Annotated in this window: 16 protein-coding genes; 6 read left to right on the top strand and 10 right to left on the bottom strand. The window is 40.4% G+C overall.

Annotated features, from left to right (window positions below; all coding sequences use genetic code 11):
- Positions 1-99: 99 nt before the first annotated feature.
- The 6 genes from EVU92_RS12160 to EVU92_RS12135 all read right to left on the bottom strand — a co-directional run bounded on the left by EVU92_RS12160 (position 100) and on the right by EVU92_RS12135 (position 8,610).
- The gene (locus EVU92_RS12160; RefSeq protein ID WP_130051440.1) at positions 100-807 is read right to left on the bottom strand and encodes a 3'-5' exonuclease; all 708 of its coding nucleotides are present in this window, start codon (positions 805-807) and stop codon (positions 100-102) included.
- Positions 807-2,705: a DUF294 nucleotidyltransferase-like domain-containing protein gene (locus EVU92_RS12155; protein WP_130051439.1), complete on the bottom strand. Its 1,899-nt coding sequence runs from the start codon at positions 2,703-2,705 to the stop codon at positions 807-809. Before EVU92_RS12155 ends, EVU92_RS12160 begins: the two co-directional genes overlap by 1 nt.
- Positions 2,706-2,788: 83 nt before the next feature.
- A complete protein-coding gene (locus tag EVU92_RS12150; protein ID WP_130052289.1) occupies positions 2,789-5,866 on the bottom strand; it encodes an efflux RND transporter permease subunit in 3,078 nt (1,025 codons plus the stop codon).
- A gap of 2 nt (positions 5,867-5,868) precedes the next feature.
- Positions 5,869-6,879 carry an efflux RND transporter periplasmic adaptor subunit gene (locus EVU92_RS12145; protein WP_240701334.1) on the bottom strand — a complete coding sequence of 337 codons (1,011 nt, stop codon included), beginning with the start codon at positions 6,877-6,879 and terminating at the stop codon, positions 5,869-5,871.
- Positions 6,880-7,016: 137 nt separating this feature from the next.
- Positions 7,017-7,445, bottom strand: a complete 429-nt coding sequence (locus EVU92_RS12140; RefSeq protein ID WP_130051437.1) for a hypothetical protein — start codon at positions 7,443-7,445, stop codon at positions 7,017-7,019.
- A 157-nt stretch (positions 7,446-7,602) separates the two neighbouring features.
- Positions 7,603-8,610, bottom strand: coding sequence for a rhodanese-related sulfurtransferase (locus EVU92_RS12135; RefSeq protein WP_055197229.1), 1,008 nt, complete (start codon positions 8,608-8,610; stop codon positions 7,603-7,605).
- A 199-nt stretch (positions 8,611-8,809) separates the two neighbouring features.
- Between EVU92_RS12135 and EVU92_RS12130 the strand changes: the two genes are divergently transcribed.
- The 6 genes from EVU92_RS12130 to EVU92_RS12105 all read left to right on the top strand — a co-directional run bounded on the left by EVU92_RS12130 (position 8,810) and on the right by EVU92_RS12105 (position 14,924).
- Positions 8,810-10,135: a DEAD/DEAH box helicase gene (locus EVU92_RS12130; RefSeq protein ID WP_130052288.1), complete on the top strand. Its 1,326-nt coding sequence runs from the start codon at positions 8,810-8,812 to the stop codon at positions 10,133-10,135.
- 2 nt (positions 10,136-10,137) lie between these two features.
- Positions 10,138-10,968, top strand: a complete 831-nt coding sequence (locus tag EVU92_RS12125) for a S1-like domain-containing RNA-binding protein (RefSeq protein ID WP_130051436.1) — start codon at positions 10,138-10,140, stop codon at positions 10,966-10,968.
- A 538-nt stretch (positions 10,969-11,506) separates the two neighbouring features.
- Positions 11,507-12,382: a DUF5677 domain-containing protein gene (locus EVU92_RS12120; protein ID WP_130051435.1), complete on the top strand. Its 876-nt coding sequence runs from the start codon at positions 11,507-11,509 to the stop codon at positions 12,380-12,382.
- 32 nt (positions 12,383-12,414) lie between these two features.
- The gene (locus EVU92_RS12115; RefSeq protein ID WP_130051434.1) at positions 12,415-13,398 is read left to right on the top strand and encodes a hypothetical protein; all 984 of its coding nucleotides are present in this window, start codon (positions 12,415-12,417) and stop codon (positions 13,396-13,398) included.
- A gap of 205 nt (positions 13,399-13,603) precedes the next feature.
- Complete coding sequence (locus EVU92_RS12110; protein WP_130051433.1) at positions 13,604-14,437, top strand: DUF2971 domain-containing protein; 834 nt, start codon at positions 13,604-13,606, stop codon at positions 14,435-14,437.
- 118 nt (positions 14,438-14,555) lie between these two features.
- Positions 14,556-14,924 (top strand): DUF6334 family protein, encoded by a 369-nt coding sequence (locus tag EVU92_RS12105; RefSeq protein ID WP_039497899.1) that lies wholly within the window; start codon positions 14,556-14,558, stop codon positions 14,922-14,924.
- 261 nt (positions 14,925-15,185) lie between these two features.
- On the opposite strand, the gene pyrF is transcribed toward EVU92_RS12105, so the two are convergent.
- From pyrF to ihfB, 4 genes are read right to left on the bottom strand one after another with little or no spacing between them, the layout of a single operon-like run.
- The gene (gene pyrF / locus EVU92_RS12100) at positions 15,186-15,890 is read right to left on the bottom strand and encodes an orotidine-5'-phosphate decarboxylase (RefSeq protein ID WP_063705476.1); all 705 of its coding nucleotides are present in this window, start codon (positions 15,888-15,890) and stop codon (positions 15,186-15,188) included.
- Positions 15,891-15,922: 32 nt separating this feature from the next.
- Entirely contained in the window at positions 15,923-17,059 is a 1,137-nt protein-coding gene (gene lapB / locus EVU92_RS12095) for a lipopolysaccharide assembly protein LapB (protein ID WP_130051432.1), read from the bottom strand.
- A gap of 2 nt (positions 17,060-17,061) precedes the next feature.
- Positions 17,062-17,343, bottom strand: coding sequence for a LapA family protein (locus EVU92_RS12090; protein WP_054551349.1), 282 nt, complete (start codon positions 17,341-17,343; stop codon positions 17,062-17,064).
- A gap of 20 nt (positions 17,344-17,363) precedes the next feature.
- Positions 17,364-17,651, bottom strand: a complete 288-nt coding sequence (ihfB, locus tag EVU92_RS12085) for an integration host factor subunit beta (protein ID WP_036968575.1) — start codon at positions 17,649-17,651, stop codon at positions 17,364-17,366.
- Positions 17,652-17,715 lie beyond the last annotated feature (64 nt).

Here is a 17,715-nt window from a genome sequence, read left to right as displayed (position 1 = left end):
AGCTCTAAATAATAAAAACGCCGCATTTGCGGCGTTTTTTATTTATAAGCTTTGGTCAATTAATTTAAATTACCCGATATATAGTCGGTGCAACGGTTGTTATATAAGAAATTCGCTTAGCGGCGTATCTTGGCGGTAATGATATGCGATTTGCGCTTGTAATAGCTCTGCGGTAGCAGTGGCATCATTCAGCGCATTGTGGTTTTGATACGCGGGCAGCGAATAACGAATACGAGAATCAGCTAATCGCACAGAATCAAGCTTAGAGTTGAATAATCTACCTAGTAACCCCTGCTTTGCTCGCAGAGCACGAGTTTCCAGATCTAGCGTGTCTATAACGGCAAACTCAAGGCCTTCATCTAATCGAGCTTGCAACGCTTGATATAAAAAATGCCTTTCAATGGGTGCAAAATGCACCACAATCACTTTGCCCTTCAATGCTGTTAGCAATGGTTCCATAATTGTTGAGAAATCTGGCGCATCGCTTACTTCTGAATGGGTTATGCCATGAATAACAATCGACTCTTCAGCAAGCTTACGCCTTGGCTGAACAATCCAATGCTGGCTATCTTTACAAAAGATACGCTTAGTATTAAATGGGATTAAGCCGACACTGACTATATCGTCATTTTGAAAATTTAGACCTGTTGTCTCAAAATCAAGCGCCACTAAGGGAACGTCACAGATTGGTATCTTTAGGTCACAAATGGCAGATTCATAAAACTCTTGAATTAACGGCTGTTTACTAGCAGCTAATAACTGCTGATACCGAGTCGGCCAATCAAGTTTTGCCCCTTGTTTTGCCATTACTTAATCCCTGAGTTAGCAGAGTATCTGAATTTAAGGAAACTCTGCGCTTTATCTAGAATCGCAAATGCCTCTTTTAGATTTCGTTGCTCAAAAGGAGAAAGCAAATGAGGCTCAAGATCGTTATCAGGTTCTTCATCAAGCTTTTCAATTTGCCATGCTTGGTGCCTAATTCTGATCATGGCAATATATTCAAGGGCATCACGTAGATCCTGTGCCTTGCCCTCGGGCAGTAATTTAGCTTCGATAATATCTTCCAAACGCTCGAATGAATTTTGTTTGCGGCTACCTACTGCCAGAGCATGTACACGAATAACATCTGATAAAGGCGCAGTTCCGCGGCGTTTTAAATTCATTGACCGCTTATGCTGACCATTGTGCTCTAACACAAAGTCTTTAAAGAAACCTAAAGGCGGTGTTCTGTTACGTGCATTGGCAGCAAGATTAGCCAAGAAACGTTTATTCTTGCGCCCTTCTGTTGCAATGAATCGCTTAAGCTCATCAGCCCACTTGTTTTTACCGTAAACGCCATCTAAATCAAAAAAGATGGAACTATGTAATAATGCCTGTGGTTTTGGTTCTGCCATCCAACCGGCAAATTGTTCTTTCCACTGCTCCCGCGTTAAACGCCACTTTTTAAAAGACGCCATAATTTCACCTTCACAGTATTTATAACCACACTCGGCTAAACCATCACAGACAAAATCAGCTAACTTTTGAAAATAATCGTCGTGTAATTCTTCATTAAAACTATTATCAAGGATAATGGCATTATCTTGGTCAGTGACAATTAATTGTTCATCACGAGCCATTGAACCTAAAGCGATAAAACAATAAGGAACTGGTGGCGGGCCAAATTTTTCTTCGGCTAAATCAAGCAAACGCTGTTTAAATGTGCGTCCTATCACAGCCATAGCTGTGCCTATCATATGTGAGTTAGCATCTTCATTTACCATGCGCACAAACACATTAGGTAGTTGTCTAGCATAGTAAGCTAAATCTTCAATCGATTGCTGAGCTAATATACCTCGCACCAACAATAAGCTACTTTGCGATTCGTAACGTAAAATATCAGATAACGAAATAACACCAATGGGTTTTTTCTTCACAACGACTGGCAGGTGATGAATGTTATCTCTGAGCATAGCAAGCACGGCTTCAAACACGTACGCATTACTATCAAGCAGAACTAAGTCTGTTTGCATAATTTGCTCTGCTGGCGCTTCGTAACTCAAACCTTCAGCAATCACACTGGTACGTAAGTCTCGGTCAGTAATGATTCCTACCACCTGACCGTCATCATCATCGGGATCATCACTAATTGGTTTATCCGCATCAGTCACTAATACTGAAGATACCGACTCTTGTGTCATCAATTGTGCAACCATTTGCACAGAGGCACTTTTTGCAACAGTCACTGCATCACGGTGCAGTAGTGACTTCACTTTTGCTGTAGTTAAGTCGTTGCTATCCGCTTGTTCAACAATTGCCTGATGAAGGCGCACATTACCATCGGCTTCAAAAAAGTCGGCAAATACTTCGTATTCATCACAGTATTGGTTAAACAACTTCACATTGATGCAATAAACTAAGGTATCTTCAAGTGCCTTTGCCGGAAAACGCACTTTACGGTTCATAAGAAGACCCATTGAACCAAAAATTCCACCGATAGTTAAACGGTTATATAAATCACCATCACGCCGATACATTTCAACGGCACCAGTTCGTATAACAAATAAGTCTGCAATATCATCACCATAATTTAATATTTCTGTGCCAGCCCGAAAGTAGGCTATTTCGACTTGTGATGCGAGTTTATTAACAGCCTCATCAGGTAGATCATCAAAAGGAGCATGATCGGAGAGAAATTGGGCAATATCAACGTGTTCGGCTTGCATACGCGTACCTAGTTTTAAACATTTGATTTAATTGTGAGGGTAATTGGCTATTTTTTCAAAGAAAAATAGCCAATTTGTTAGGATTAAGCCTTTTCTAACTCTTCAGCAAGAAGTTTCGACTCATCACCTCTTGGTTTTGTGAAGCGCGCTAGACCAAGATAAATAACCGGTGTTAAATAAAGGGTAAATAACACCGCAAGTGCTAAACCGCCAAACACCACCCATCCAATCGCGTTACGAGCCTCTGCTCCAGCGCCAGTAGATAGAATTAGTGGTAATGCACCCAGTAAGGTTGAAACCAGTGTCATTGCAATTGGGCGAAGGCGAACTAATGCGGCCTCTTCAACAGCGACTCTAACCGTTCGGCCTTGGTCACGTAACTGATCAGCAAACTCCACCAGCAATATTGCATTTTTGGCAATCAAGCCAATCAACATCACTAATCCTATTTGCGAGTATATATTTAATGAGGTACCTGTTAGATACAAGGCTAAAATGGCTGACGTAATACCAAATGGCACTGTAATCATCACCACTATTGCACTATTAATACTTTCAAACTGCGCCGCAAGTACCAACAGTACAATTAAAAACGCCAATACATAGGTCATCAATACTTCATTGGCAGTTTCTTCGAAGGTTAATGCTTCACCTTTAAACGCCAAACTAATACCAGCAGGTAGAGATTGCTCTGAAATATCACGGATTTTTGTTACCAGCTCAGCAATTGTAACACCCTCTGGCATTTCCATACTTAGCTCAATAGCACGACGCTGTGCATGACGCTCTAGCTCTGCAGCCACACCTTCTTCTGTGATAGTCGCAACGCTACTAAGTGGCACTAACTGACCGTTACGGCCGCCAACATACAAATTAGCTAAATCGCTTGGATTAGTGATAGTTTGGTTTTGAGCTTGCAACATGATTGGGATTGATTGATCACCAATGTTTAAATCAGCAATATCATCACCATTAATTGCAGCTCGTAGCGTTACTGATATATCACTAAGCGATACGCCAAGCTCTTCGGCACGACGTCTATCAATATTGACCCGTAATTGTGGTTGTGACGGCTGATATGAAATACGCACAGGGGCCACTTCTGGCACTGCCTTTTCAATCTCAGCTGAAAAGTCTTGTGCTGCTTTAAATATCTCAAGATAGTCTTGCCCTAATAACGCAAGCTCAATACCACCACCTTGACCGCGTAAATTCAAACTATTTGAACCACCTGGGTAACCAGCCGCACCTGGAATATTTCCTAAAGGACCACGAATCTTATTGATGATTTCTTGCTGGCTAAAGTGACGTTCGTCCCAATGTTTTAATGGCACGGTGATAAATACAATATTTGGATCCCATTGCCCAACCACAGTATAAATAGACTCAATATCACCACTTTCTACATACGGCAGTAAGATATCTTCCATTTGCACGGCTTGCCTGTCCATAAAGTTCAAGCCAACACCATCAGGACCTCGTGCAAAAATACGAATTTTTCCGCGGTCTTCTGTTGGCAATAGTTCGTTATCTAAATTGAAATACAGTGCCCCAGAGCCAGCAGCAACCAACACACAAGCAAAAAAGGTTAGCCATGCATGTTGAAGAACTCCGTGTATTGTGCGCTTATATACGGCGGCTAAAACATGGCCAACTTTAGCAAAAGGATGAAAACCGCCCTGCTTTAATTTCAGTTTTGAAGTTAGTGCAGGTACCAAGGATAAAGCAACAAAACTTGAGATGATCACCGCGCCAGCTAGCACACCACCAAACTCTCTAAATAACCGCCCTGCTGTTGAAGGTAAAAAGGCAATAGGCACAAACACCGCAGCTAATACAGCGGTTGTCGCCACAACAGCAAAGAACACCTCGCGAGTACCAACCACGGCAGCAGCACGTCGACCTAGACCTAAACCACGTTGACGCTGTATGTTTTCACTGACCACAATTGCATCATCAACAATTAGGCCTGTTGCTAATACTAATGCAAGTAAGGTAAGTATATTAATTGAGAAACCAAGCACCCAAATCAGTGCTAAAGAGCCAATTAACGCAACAGGTATCGCAAATGCAGGAACAAGTGTTGCCCGCCAAGAGCCAATAAACACCCAAAGTGTTATCACTACTAATAGTACTGTAAGTAATAGTGAGTTAATTACCTCATCAACTGAGCTTCTAATAAACTGTGCATCGTCAGAGGTTAAAGTAAACTCCATTTCAGGAAAACGCTCACGCATACGCTCAATTAAAGTGAGCACTTCATCAGAAATTTCAATGGTATTAGATTGGGCCTGACGAATAATTTCCATGCCAATAACAGGTGTGCCATTGAGCCTGACAAATGAGCGCGGATCTGCTGGACCAAAGTAAACAGCAGCGACATCACCAATACGAGTATCATCACGGACAATGATGTCTGCCACTTGCTCTGCAGACACTGACGTTGCATCAGCACGAACTATTACCTGTTGATCGCTTGATTTTAAACTACCCGCAGGCACATCAAAGGGAGCTTGACGAAGTACATTAGCAATATCTGGCACCGTAAGGTTAAAGCTGCTCAGCTTAAGCGGGTCGATGCGCACTCTAAGTACCCGTTCACGGTCACCATTTAAGCGAACATCGGCAACCCCGGGAATGGTTAAAAACTGCGGAGCTAAATCAACATCAACGCGCTCTGTCAACGCCTCAAGGGACAAACTATCGCTTGATACTGTTAAAGAGACAACCGCTTCGGCATCGTTATCGGCTTTAATTATTGATACCCGTTCAACTTCTTCGGGTAATTCTCGTTGTACTCGCGCAACCGATTCGCGTGTTTCGTTTGCAGCATCATCTAGATTAACACCGGGGCGAAACTCAACCACAATACGGGCATTGTTTTCTTCACTTTGCGCACGAATTGACTTAACACCACTGACCCTAGCAACCGCCCCTTCGAGCTTACTGGTTACTTCGGTATCTACAGTTTCTGGTGAGCCCCCAGGAAAAGAAGCTGATACAGTAATACGAGGTCTATCAACATCAGGAAGCTCTCGGACTTCAACTCCCGCTATTGCAGCAATACCAGCGATAATAATGAGTAAGTTAAGTACCACAATTAAAACAGGGCGACGTATCGCCATTGATGGCAGATCTTCCATCATAGGTTGCTGTTTCATCATTACTCCTTGGCTAGCTGCACTTCATTAATGAAATTAAGCTCTTGATTAGGTCTAAGACGTTGAACCCCTTCAGTTACCAGTAAGTCGCCTTCTTTTAAGCCTCCTGAGACTAATAAACGCCCAGCTAAACGCTGCTCAATTTTTACATCAACGCGGGTTGCTTTATTATCAACACTCTTCCAAACATAAGGGCCTGCAGCTCCCCACATCATCGCTGCTTCTGGTACTACGGCAAGCTCTTCACCTAGAATATTTATATGTACACGGAAGCTCATACCCGGCATAAACTGTTGATCATTATTATCAAGCTTAGCTTTTGTTCTGAGTGTGCGGGTTTGTGCATTGATACGTGAATCAAGCTCTGCCACTTTAGCCGTGTAAGTTTCATCGCCTAACCAAGGCACCACTTCGACTGCTGATTTTTGTTTAAGCACAGACACAGCTGCCTCTGGGGCATTAAAATTAATATAAAGCGCTGAAATATCATCGATGGTAGCGATGGCTGTTTGGGTTGTGATCCTGTCGCCCACTTCGACGTCAGTTAAGCCCATAACACCGCTAAATGGAGCGCGAACTTCACGGTCTTCACGCTCTGTTTTTGCTTGCATTAACTTCACTTTAGCTAGTTCGTAAAGTGTTTTGGCATCATCTAAATCACTTTGCGGTACCGCACCACGGGAATGGCTTTCCTCAAGCCTTTTCATGGTGCGCTCAGCATCTTTTAAAGTAATTTCAGCTTCTATCAGCGCAGCTTTTTGTCTGCGCGAATCAAGCTCTAATAGTAAGTCACCTTTGGCAACCTTATCGCCGGGCTTGAAGTAAACAGCAGTAACTCTATCCCCAACAGCTGGGTAAAGTGTTACAGAATGAATAGCTTCAGCATTACCCACGGCTTTTATCTGTTGTTTAGACTTTTCAACAGACACTGATTCTACAACTACATTAGCCGCCTCAGCGACAGAAACACAACTAATACAGGCAATTAAAGTCCATGTATGTAATTTGCCAATTGTCAAAATTTCACCTAAATAAGAATCGTTTTAATTGTTACGAAGTGTAACAGCTTTGTGATCAATAAAAAGCTGACTTCGTTTAATAAACAATTAGCCAAGGTGAAATAGACGACGCGCTCTCGCGTGTTTATTAATTAGAAACGGCAATGTAATGAATCTGTTTCTTTTACATGTGCTTCACTGGCAATGGTTACCTCAACACATCCATATGCACTATTTACTTGCTCCTTTTGAATAAGCGTAAAATTCCCTTCTTGCTCTGATCTTAAAGAATATTCAAAGGCATCATTACTACCTTCTGATATCGCAGTCACTATGCCGCCAACAAGCGCCCCAGCAATAGCGCCTGCAATCATATCTTCGTGGTTACCATCTAACTGATCAACAATGCCTATAGTAGAACCTGCAGCAATCCCTGTTTTAACGTTGGATGACAATTTAACAGGTTGCACTGACATCACTTTTGCGTAAAAGCGTTTGATCATTACATTTTGGTCTGCTCTATCAACACCTTGCGAGGCACAACCTCCTAAAAATAGTAAACCTAGCAGTAATTTCTTCATTGTTTTTCATCCCATCAGTTTAAAGCTTAAGTAAGATACTATTCCTGATATAAGTTAGAGACTGTTTAAGATGTGTAAGAAACTGTATGTGGCAAATATACGGGCATAAAAAAACCCCAGACAGTGCTGAGGTTTTATCAATTCAAAAAGCTAAGAATTACTGTTGGCGCTGTGCTTCTTTTTGCGCTTTTTTAGCTTCTTTACGCTTACGCAGAACTTCTTGCGCTTCGTTACCGATATGGCCTTCACCGCGAGCTTGTGCTAATTCGATTTGCTTTTGACGCTCAGCAAAACGTGCACGTTGCTCTTCTGTAAGGCTGTCGTGACAGTGATGACACGAAACACCTTCCATGTATTCAGGCTTTTGCTTTTCTTCTTCAGTGATAGGCATACGACACGCATGACATTGGTCGTAAGAACCTTTTTGTAAATCGTGATTTACTGCAACACGGTTATCAAATACAAAACACTCACCTTCCCACATAGTTTCTTCTTTTGGTACTTCTTCTAAGTACTTAAGAATACCGCCCTCAAGGTGGAATACTTCGTCAAAGCCTTGCTCTTTCATGTATGCAGTTGATTTTTCACAGCGAATACCACCGGTACAGAACATCGCCACTTTCTTGTGCTTTTCTGGGTCTAGGTTTTCTTTAGCCCAAGCTGGGAATTCGCGGAATGTTTTAGTGTTTGGATCAACCGCATTTTGGAAAGTACCAATTTCGATTTCGTAATCGTTACGCGTATCGATAAGAATCACTTCAGGGTCTGAAATTAATGCATTCCAATCAGCTGGTTTTACGTATGTACCCACTACTTCACGTGGGTCGATACCTTCAACACCCATAGTTACGATTTCTTTTTTCAGTTTTACCTTAGTACGGTAGAACGGGCATTCGTCATCGTATGACTCTTTTGTCACAATGTTATCTAGGTTTGGTTGTGAATCTAACCATGCAAGTAGGTTATCGATACCTTCACGCTTAGCAGAAACAGTACCGTTGATACCTTCAGCCGCAAGTAACAAAGTACCGCGTACTTCATTGTCTTCCATCACTTTAAGTAATGGTTGGCGAATAGCTTCAAAATCAGGAAGGGCTACAAATTTGTATAGTGCGCAAACAACAAAGTGCTCGCTAGTTACATTGTCTTTATGAACAGCAGTCATGGTTTTACCTTTTGCTTTAAATGCCCATGTGGGGCGTTAACCGAATCGCAAATCCGGCGCATTGAGGGCGCGTATTTTACGCGAATTAGCGATAATTGCAAAAACTGATGCGAAATAGCTGTGTTTTTACTGTCTCCTAGTGAGGCAAGTGCGTTATAATGAACGGGATTTACAAATTTTGCTCATCGGAGATTACGCATTGCACTTTACTGAACTTGGGATTGATACACGCCTCGAAAAACAACTTGCGCATCAAGGCATCACCCAGCCCACTGACATTCAAGCTCACGCGGTACCTACAGCTATCGCAGGCCATGATATTTTTGCACAGTCAAAAACAGGATCGGGCAAAACGCTGGCGTTTTTATTACCTGCTGTACAGCGCGTAATGAAGCAAAAAGCTCTCAGTAAACGCGACCCTCGCGTTTTAATCGTTGCGCCTACCCGCGAATTAGCAACCCAAGTTTACAGCCAATTAAGATTATTAATTGCTGGCACAAATATTAGTGCGGTAAAAGTACTCGGTGGTGAAAACTTTAATGACCAAATTAAAGCACTTCGTAAAGACCCTCATTTTGTAGTGGCAACTCCGGGGCGTTTAGCTGACCATTTAAGTCAACGCTCATTACAGCTTTCAGGCTTAGAACTGTTAATTTTTGATGAAGCCGACCGTATTTTAGATTTAGGCTTTACCGAGCAAGTTAAAATGATCAACGACCTTGCTGATCACCGCTTGCGCCAAACGTTATTGTTCTCAGCAACCCTTGACCATGCACAAGTTGATGCCCTGTCACGTAACTTGTTACGTTCACCAAAACAAATATTGTTAAGTGCCTCAAATGAGCAACATAGTGACATTACTCAGCAACTTTATTTAGCTGATCACTTAGATCACAAAGAAGCCCTACTTGAGCACTTTGTAAAACAAGACAATGTTGGTCAGTGTATTATTTTCACCGCAACACGAGCTGACACCCAACGCTTAAGTCAGTTGTTGAACGATAAAGGCTTTAAAGCACAAGCACTCGCAGGTGACTTAACTCAGGCTAAGCGCCTTGAAATCATGGATGCCTTTAGCCGTGAAAACTTCAAAATTTTGATCACTACCGATGTTGCATCACGTGGTCTTGATTTATTAAGCGTGACCCACGTTATTAACTTTGACCTACCAAAACATGCCGAAGAATATGTGCATCGTATTGGTCGTACAGGTCGCGCAGGCTTTAAGGGTACTGCCATTTCATTAGTTGGCCCGAAAGATTGGCCAAGCTACAAAGCAATTAAAGCATTTTTAAATGATGAATTAAGCTTTTTCACCGTTGACGGCCTTGTTGGTAAATTTAAAGGTCTGCGTGAGAAAAAACCAAACACAGTTTGGAAAAAAGCAGAGAAAAAAGTGGCTGCTAAACCTGCTAAACCAAAACGCAAAGCAGCCCCTAAGAAGCCAAAAGCCCCTATTCAAGCACCAATTGATGTAGATGGTTTTGCTCCAATGCGCCGTAAGAAAAAGCCAGAACAGGAATAACAATGAGTATTTTAGGAACCACACAAACCCTTTTCGTTAACGAAATATCTAACGAAGGTGCTTATTTAGATGGCCGTGATTTAGGCGAAGTATTCTTACCAAGCAAAGAAATTGACTACGAACTAGAAGCTGGCGACAGCGTGCAAGTATTCATTTACTTAGATCACGCAGGTCACCCAACCGGCACTACAAAAAAACCATTGGCTGAGGTAGGCGAATTTGCCCTACTACGTGTTAAAGCGATTAATAGCACCGGTGCGTTTATGGATTGGGGCCTCGAAAAAGACGTACTAGCACCATACAATGAACAAAAGCCAAAAATGAAAGACGGCTTTTCGTATCTTGTACGCTTATATCTCGATAACGCCAGCCAACGTATTTGTGCATCGAGCAACTTTAATAAGTTTTTATCAAAAGATGAACCAACTTACTCTGTAATGGAAGAAGTTGATTTAATCGTTGCCGGTAAAACAGACCTAGGCTACAAAGTACTCGTAAACGAAGCCCACATTGGCGTTGTTTACTACAACACCGTATTTAAAAAGCTATTTGTAGGCCAGCGCTTAAAAGGCTTTATTCAAAAAGTACGTGAAGACGGCAAAATCGACGTGCTACTTGAAAAACCAGGCATGGGCAAAGTAAACGACTTAGGCGAAAAAATCCTAGACAAATTAAAAGCCGAAGGCGGCGTACTTCACCTAGGTGATAAGTCAGACCCTGAAGCAATTAAAAAGACTTTCTCAACCAGTAAAGCAAACTACAAAAAAGCCATAGGCGGTTTGTTTAAGCAAGGTTTGATTGATATTGAAGCAACGTCGATTAGGTTGAAATAAGTTGCTAGTTGCTAGTTGCTAGTTGCTAGTTGCTAGTTGCTAGTTGCTAGTTATCAAGTATCTAAAAAGAGTAAAGTGAAAGCTTTACTCTTTTTTATTCTTACGGGTTTTGTTAGCTTTAACGTGTGGATGCCGTAAATTTTCTAACGCTATATTGAGTATTTTTCATTTAAAAGTGTGAGTCGGCATTGTGCCATGAACTGCCTTTCCGGTTTGGTTTAACTCATTCCTGCCCCAAAACGTGTTTGGAGAATGCCTCATAAGAGCGAGCTTTGGACATTATAAGACTACTTTTCAGTGAAGATTTTATGTACAGTTATAATGGGTTGCTCCTATAGTCAGGAAAACAACCCAATCGCTCGTTTTTATCCTGAGGTAAAAGCGAGAACTCCTAAATTTTAATAACACTGGCAATTAGTTAACAAGTTTGTTAAAAATAATCTAATAAGAAAAACGAGCTAGCTGTGGTAGAAAAACGCGCGATTAGCTCGCTATAAACATGTTAGCATTCTCCGTAACTGTCAAGGATTGAGCCAAATTGGACGAATTAGAAAATATCATTGAAAAATACACGGATGATCATATTCAGGAGCACATTTACTCATTAGATAAACTCAATATTTTTGCTGCTGTATTTTACAAAGATGTGGCTGAAATATATGACTGTATAACAAGAGTAAGAAATGTTGAATTAAATCCATCAGGATACTCGCTAGATGACGCACCAATTATTGGCTTATTAATTAAAGTTTGGAAGTTACTTAAAGAAATAGTCGCTTACTATGAAAAAGATAATGCAGAAATAATAAGCATCCTAGAGCGTCCTTTGGTTGAGTCAGCTATTACTGCTAGTTATTTAATAAAATCAGACTCTAAAGTTATTGAAGACTATAGAAAGATTTCTTACAAAGGTCGTTTACGTATTCTACGCGAATTGAAAAGCGGAGATGTGTTTTTTGAAACAAAAGCAGGTAAAAGGCTACTTAAATCGGTTGAAGAAAAGCTTGAATTAGAAAACTTTGATGAGAATTCTTTCAAAGAGCAGAAAAAGAATGGCTGGAAACTCCAAGGGAAAAATTTCTTCGAAATTTTTAAACAAGTAGAAGACGAGAAATTATACACATCAACTTTCGGCATGATGTCAGAGTCTATTCATGCATCTTGGAACGATAGTCTCGATTGGTGCTTATACAGAAATGATGATAATACGTTTGATCCGTTTCCATTTTACCACCCACCTGATATACGTTTTTTAACAACAACTTTAATATTCTGCAACCGCCCATATAAATTGTGGTTAAACCATATAGGTATTACAGATAAGTATTTAATGGACATTCTCCAATGGGTAGAGAACATCAACTCTATACTCTATGTTCATTTTGATAAATTATATGGCAATGATCATGGCTAACAGGGCGTTAACATTCACTGAGGTATCAAACATTGTTTGAGCACGAAAAATTTAATCAATATTCATTTGAAGAAATTCCATTAGACCGAGATATTTATCTTATGGACGAAAAATTCCTTACTGAATATGAACAAATGATGACTAACTATTTGAATGATCCACAAAACAATGAATATGTACCTGTTGGGTACGTGAGTTTTGTAGCGGCAAGAAAGGTTCTAGCTAATTCAGTTGAGTTATCTTGGTATGCGAATGTTTCCGATCGTTTTCACGAAATCTCTATTATCTTAACTAAAGAAAACTTTGTATTCTGCGTCGGGTGTTGGGAATATGACGAAAAACCAATCGTCTTTGTCAACGGAGACTGGTTAAATAGCCTTTATGCTCGTTCTTTTTCTGTATTTGCTATGGTTGACGCCATTGGCGTAAAGCAGTATTTGGATGAAGATAAACTTACAACTGAAATGCTCAAATCTCTGAGAGATCGTATTGATGCACTAGCTAGCGATTACCCATCAATTTCATTTATTTCTTTTGCAGATAGTTTACTTTTAAAAAGTAATTGGTCAGTAGGTACTCATGATAATGAAGTCTCATATAGTTATGCCCCAGAGCTCTTTATTAAACTATCCGCACAAATATCTACTATTTACCAAGAGTGCCTAGGCTTACCAACCTATTCAGTAATTACACAAGGGCAAAACTCTTACTATGATGACAATTTGCTTCATATTTCAGAGTCAAAAAATCATATATCTCTTAATAGCTTAGGTATTCCATTTGCTCAGTTAATGGATATAGAACATACTGCTCGCGCTAATATTCGTTCAAAAGAACACCTTCCAGCAGAAGTTTATATGGACTCTCAGTATTATAATTCTTTAAGTTTCAACTTCGAATTTGATAAGCTCAAGCAACCTAAAGCTTCTTATGCTACAAAAATGGTTAGCAAGGATTGTGAATATTACTTCAATTCTGCTGACGTAATTATGAAAAACTTGCGAATTGAATGCTAACAAGTTACTCAATAGGACACAAGACGCTTGGCTTGCGCTCCTTCGTCGCTAATTTTAGCCAAGCATTTATGCGCCCATTAGTAAGGCGTTAGCACGCACGTTGCATGCAGGCTTTGCTATGACCTAGTGGACATGAAATGTCTGTTAAGTGGGCAGACTACGCTATGTATAATGACATATTTTAAATGTTTCTCTGGAGTTAAAATTGAGCAATAAAATTGAAGTTCTCTACAAGTACAGACTTGTAGATGATAATAGTGTTGACGCTTTGTCTAAAGGGGTGTTGTGGTATTCAAAGCCTGCTGGACTTAACGATCCTCACGACGTAGCACCTCGTTGGAAAAAAGAGCTAACTGATACTGAAGTTTTAGAGGACTTTGTCTTAAAACGTGGTAACTCAGACAATGCTGAAGCAAAAGCAGCGGGTGAGGCAATTGCGAAGTTTGTTGCTAAATTGCGCTCAAAAGGTTGGAATGATTCAAGAGTTCTTCGCAAGGTCGATGCTACTTTTATGCCGCAGGATGGCAAACCACAAAGGGAGTTGCTTCAAGATACCCTTTATTATAATGAGACTGTCTTTGCTAACATGGGCGTTCTTAGCTTATCAGAAGATCCTAAGCACGCAGTAATGTGGGGGAGTTATTCAAACTCTCATCGGGGGTTTTGCCTTGGTTTTGAGTACCACGAAACTAATGTACTTGGTCAGTATGCTAACCCTATCAGATATTTAGATAAAATGCCTAAGCCTAGCGTCAAATTGTTTTCACATGATGCAGGGGAAGAAGCTATTGACCATATAGCATTGACTAAATCTAAAGCGTGGGAGTATGAGCAAGAGTGGCGTGTCCTTAAGTCTGGTGGCAATAAACTTTTTCCTTATCCAGGGAAATTAGTTGAAGTTATTCTTGGTATGCATATTAGTGATGAAGACGAAACTCGTGTTCGGAACGCTATCCGTGAAAGCGGCTATAGTCCAAATTATTACAAACTAAAATCTCTCGAAGATGATTATGGTTATGAGCTTGTTCCTCAAAGTTAAGCCAGCGTGTTAACAAAGCATTTAAGAGTGATTCGCAACGCTTGGCGTTTTCGCTTCTCTCAAGTATAGCCAAGCGTCGCTCAAACCTTAATGCGGCGTTATAACTCTTGGAGGTTTCGTGGAATTATCAAGTATTGTGAATTCATGTGAAAAGCTAATACATGCGCAATCATATAGTTTCAAAGAACTTCCAAATGAAATATCAGCGATAAAATTAGACTTTGAAACGTTTAGTTGCTTTATCAGGTGTATTGAAGATTCTGATGAAATTGAATTATCCGATACAGATAAATTTGATGGCTTGATTGCAACTAATTATTCCCTATTACTCCAAAACTGTTTCGGCTCCAAGTTACGTTGGGCTTGGATGTTAGTTAATAATCAAGGTTACTATGATGGTTTAAGGTTTGAATTCGATAATAGTCAAATAATTGAGCTTGTTGTTCTTGCATCTTCAATAAAGCAGTTCAGTGTAAACGAGTTATAACAAGCCAATTAAGGCGGGACTGCTAAAGCTTGGCTCGGTTTCGCTCCGCTTCACATTTTAGCCAAGCATTATCAGCCCCTTATTGGGGCGTTACTGATTAAATACTCTAACGTGTTTTTGTCCAAATACGAGTTTGCTCGAGTTCCTGATTCTCAGATGTAGATAACCTAGTGTAATTGCCATAAACAAAAAGAGCATTGTATATAGCGCGATATAAATCACGCTTACAATGCTCTTTAGAGACTATTTTAAATAACGAGGTTATTTTAGTGAGTCGTTAATTTCTTTTAGTGTTGCAACTGGGTCTGCCGATTGAGTGATTGGGCGGCCTACTACTAAATAGTCGCTGCCATCTTCAACGGCTTGTTTAGGTGTCATGATGCGTTTTTGATCACCTGCATCGCTGCCTGCAGGGCGAATACCAGGAGTAACCAGTTTAAAGTCTGCGCCAAGTTCTGCTTTTAGCTTTTTCGCTTCTTGTGCTGAGCACACTACCCCATCAAGGCCTGACTCTTTAGCAAGGTTTGCTAGGTAAATTACTTGCTCTTCTGGCGTTTTATCTACACCTAAACGAGTAAGTTCTGCGGCATCCATACTGGTTAGTACTGTTACTGCAATCAGTAATGGCGCGTCATCACCAAACTGCTCTAAAGCTTGTTTTGCTTTAGTCATCATTTCAACGCCACCAGAGGCATGCACGTTAACCATCCATACACCCATTTTTGCAGCTGCTGTTACAGCTTTAGCCACTGTATTTGGAATATCGTGAAATTTTAGGTCTAAGAATACATCAAACCCTAAGTCGATTAGTTCCTTAACAAAGCTAGGACCAAAATACGTGAACATTTCTTTGCCTACTTTAAGGCGACACGTATCAGGCGATAATTGCTTTACAAACGCAAGAGCTGTTTGTTGATCATCATAATCAAGGGCAATTAATACTTTTTTTGAATCTTCGACAGACATAACTTTCCTAAAAACTAATGGACTAATATGAATTAAAAACCGTCTATGCCACGGCTTGGAACAATTGTTTCCCAGTGCTTACAAGATGGACATACCCAATAAATGGTATGACTGGTAAAGCCACAGTGTTGGCACTGAAAATCAGGTTTGGTTGCGATATAAGACGTTACTAGCTTATCAATCTGATCGAGTACATCTTTAATATCGTTGTTTTGTTTGGCAAGTAGCTGTAATAAAAAGCTAAAGCCACGAATAGTTGGATGACGCTTTAAACTATCCGTTAAAAATTTGATTGCTTGCTCTATATGGCCTTGCTCAAGTAAAGCTTGGCAGTGTTTTATTTTTATTAATACGCCACCTTTATCGAGCAGTTCATTAAGTAATTCGTAAAACTGATGCGTTAAATTTAGCTTTTGATAGCTCAGTGCAAGCTCTTCAATAAATACCGGCGCAAAAAACGTGAACTGACTGATTAGCTCGCGCCAATAGTAAATTGCTTTTACATAATCTTCATTGGTAAAGGCACTATGGCCAAGCTCATATAATGGACGAATGGCTTTATGGTTTAAGCTAATGGCTTTACGCATAATTTGCGTATCATTATCTTGTAAGGCCGCTTCACAGTAAAAATTGGCAATGGCTTTTACATGCTGAGGTTTAGTGAACAACTCACTGTGGGCCTCGTACATGTTAATGCCCTTTTCCCATTCACGAGTTTGTGAATAAAGATTGATAATTGGTTCGAGCGCTTCTTTATATCCTGCTTTTACGAGCCAAACTAAATGCTCTTCTGCGCTATCTAATAAGCCTGCCATGATGTAATCTTCAGCCAGCTCTAAACGACTGGTTGCAGCTTGTTGTTCATCAAGGCTTGGGTGTTTTAATAACAGCTCATGAATTTTAATTGCGCGGTCAAGCTCGCCACGGCGGCGAAACATAGTTGCCAGTGTTGAATAGTGTTCAACTGAGTCGGCAGCAACTTCAAGTAGATTTATAAGGTGCTCTAAGCCTTGGTCTTCTTCTCTGTCTAAGAGAAATTTAAGGCCTTTAGAATATTCAGAGGTGATTTGGCGATTAAGCTGATGAGCTTGGTTTTTAGCGCTGTTTTTACCCATTATCCAACCGTAACCGGCTGCAACGGGTAAAAGTAAAAACAGAAGCTCAATCATGATTAGGTGTCTTTATTAGCAACAAGCTTTTTATTGTTTTTTTCAGGCGCTAATTTTTTCTTTAAACGATAATTTTGCCACTTTAACTGAGAAAATAGTGTAAAGCTTATAAAACAACCAATTGCGACACCTAAAATAAAGCAGATACTTATTACAACAGCTAGGGGTAAAGTATTACTAGCGATTAAATAATTGATTTGCACCAATTGTGGATTCTGTGAACCAAGTACAAACGCAATAAATAAACACAGCGCAATTAATACAATTTTTAATACCCTAAACAAGTAACTACTCCTGTATAAAACTAGGCAATACTCGCATTTACGCGGTCACGTAACTCTTTACCTGGTTTGAAATGTGGTACGTGCTTACCGTCTAACTCAACTGTTTCGCCAGTCTTTGGATTACGACCTGTGCGAGGAGAACGATAATGCAATGAGAAACTTCCAAAGCCACGGATCTCGATGCGATCTGAGCTAGATAATGAACCGGCCATTTGTTCAAGAATTTCTTTAACGGCATTTTCAACATCTTTCACAGGGATGTGTGCGTGTTGCTCGGCAAGTTGTTCTATCAATTCTGACTTAGTCATAGCGTTTCCTTAAAGAGTGGTAAAGGAAGGGCAAAACTGCCCTTCCAATTTTAAAAGACTAGAT

It is taken from the genome of Pseudoalteromonas sp. MEBiC 03485 (assembly GCF_004195145.1).
Classification (GTDB): domain Bacteria; phylum Pseudomonadota; class Gammaproteobacteria; order Enterobacterales; family Alteromonadaceae; genus Pseudoalteromonas; species Pseudoalteromonas apostichopi.
The sequence above is the reverse complement of the archived record's forward strand: the minus strand, read 5'-3'. Positions and strand labels throughout refer to the sequence as shown.

What these genes read in the sequence shown, in the direction of transcription:
- EVU92_RS12155 (WP_130051439.1), bottom strand. Translation starts at nt 2,705, where the DNA reads ATGCAAGCCGAACACGTTGATATTGCCCAATTTCTCTCCGATCATGCT.
- pyrF (WP_063705476.1), bottom strand. Translation starts at nt 15,890, where the DNA reads ATGTCTGTCGAAGATTCAAAAAAAGTATTAATTGCCCTTGATTATGAT.
- EVU92_RS12140 (WP_130051437.1), bottom strand. Translation starts at nt 7,445, where the DNA reads ATGAAGAAATTACTGCTAGGTTTACTATTTTTAGGAGGTTGTGCCTCG.
- EVU92_RS12150 (WP_130052289.1), bottom strand. Translation starts at nt 5,866, where the DNA reads ATGAAACAGCAACCTATGATGGAAGATCTGCCATCAATGGCGATACGT.
- EVU92_RS12135 (WP_055197229.1), bottom strand. Translation starts at nt 8,610, where the DNA reads ATGACTGCTGTTCATAAAGACAATGTAACTAGCGAGCACTTTGTTGTT.
- ihfB (WP_036968575.1), bottom strand. Translation starts at nt 17,651, where the DNA reads ATGACTAAGTCAGAATTGATAGAACAACTTGCCGAGCAACACGCACAC.
- EVU92_RS12160 (WP_130051440.1), bottom strand. Translation starts at nt 807, where the DNA reads ATGGCAAAACAAGGGGCAAAACTTGATTGGCCGACTCGGTATCAGCAG.
- lapB (WP_130051432.1), bottom strand. Translation starts at nt 17,059, where the DNA reads ATGATTGAGCTTCTGTTTTTACTTTTACCCGTTGCAGCCGGTTACGGT.
- EVU92_RS12125 (WP_130051436.1), top strand. Translation starts at nt 10,138, where the DNA reads ATGAGTATTTTAGGAACCACACAAACCCTTTTCGTTAACGAAATATCT.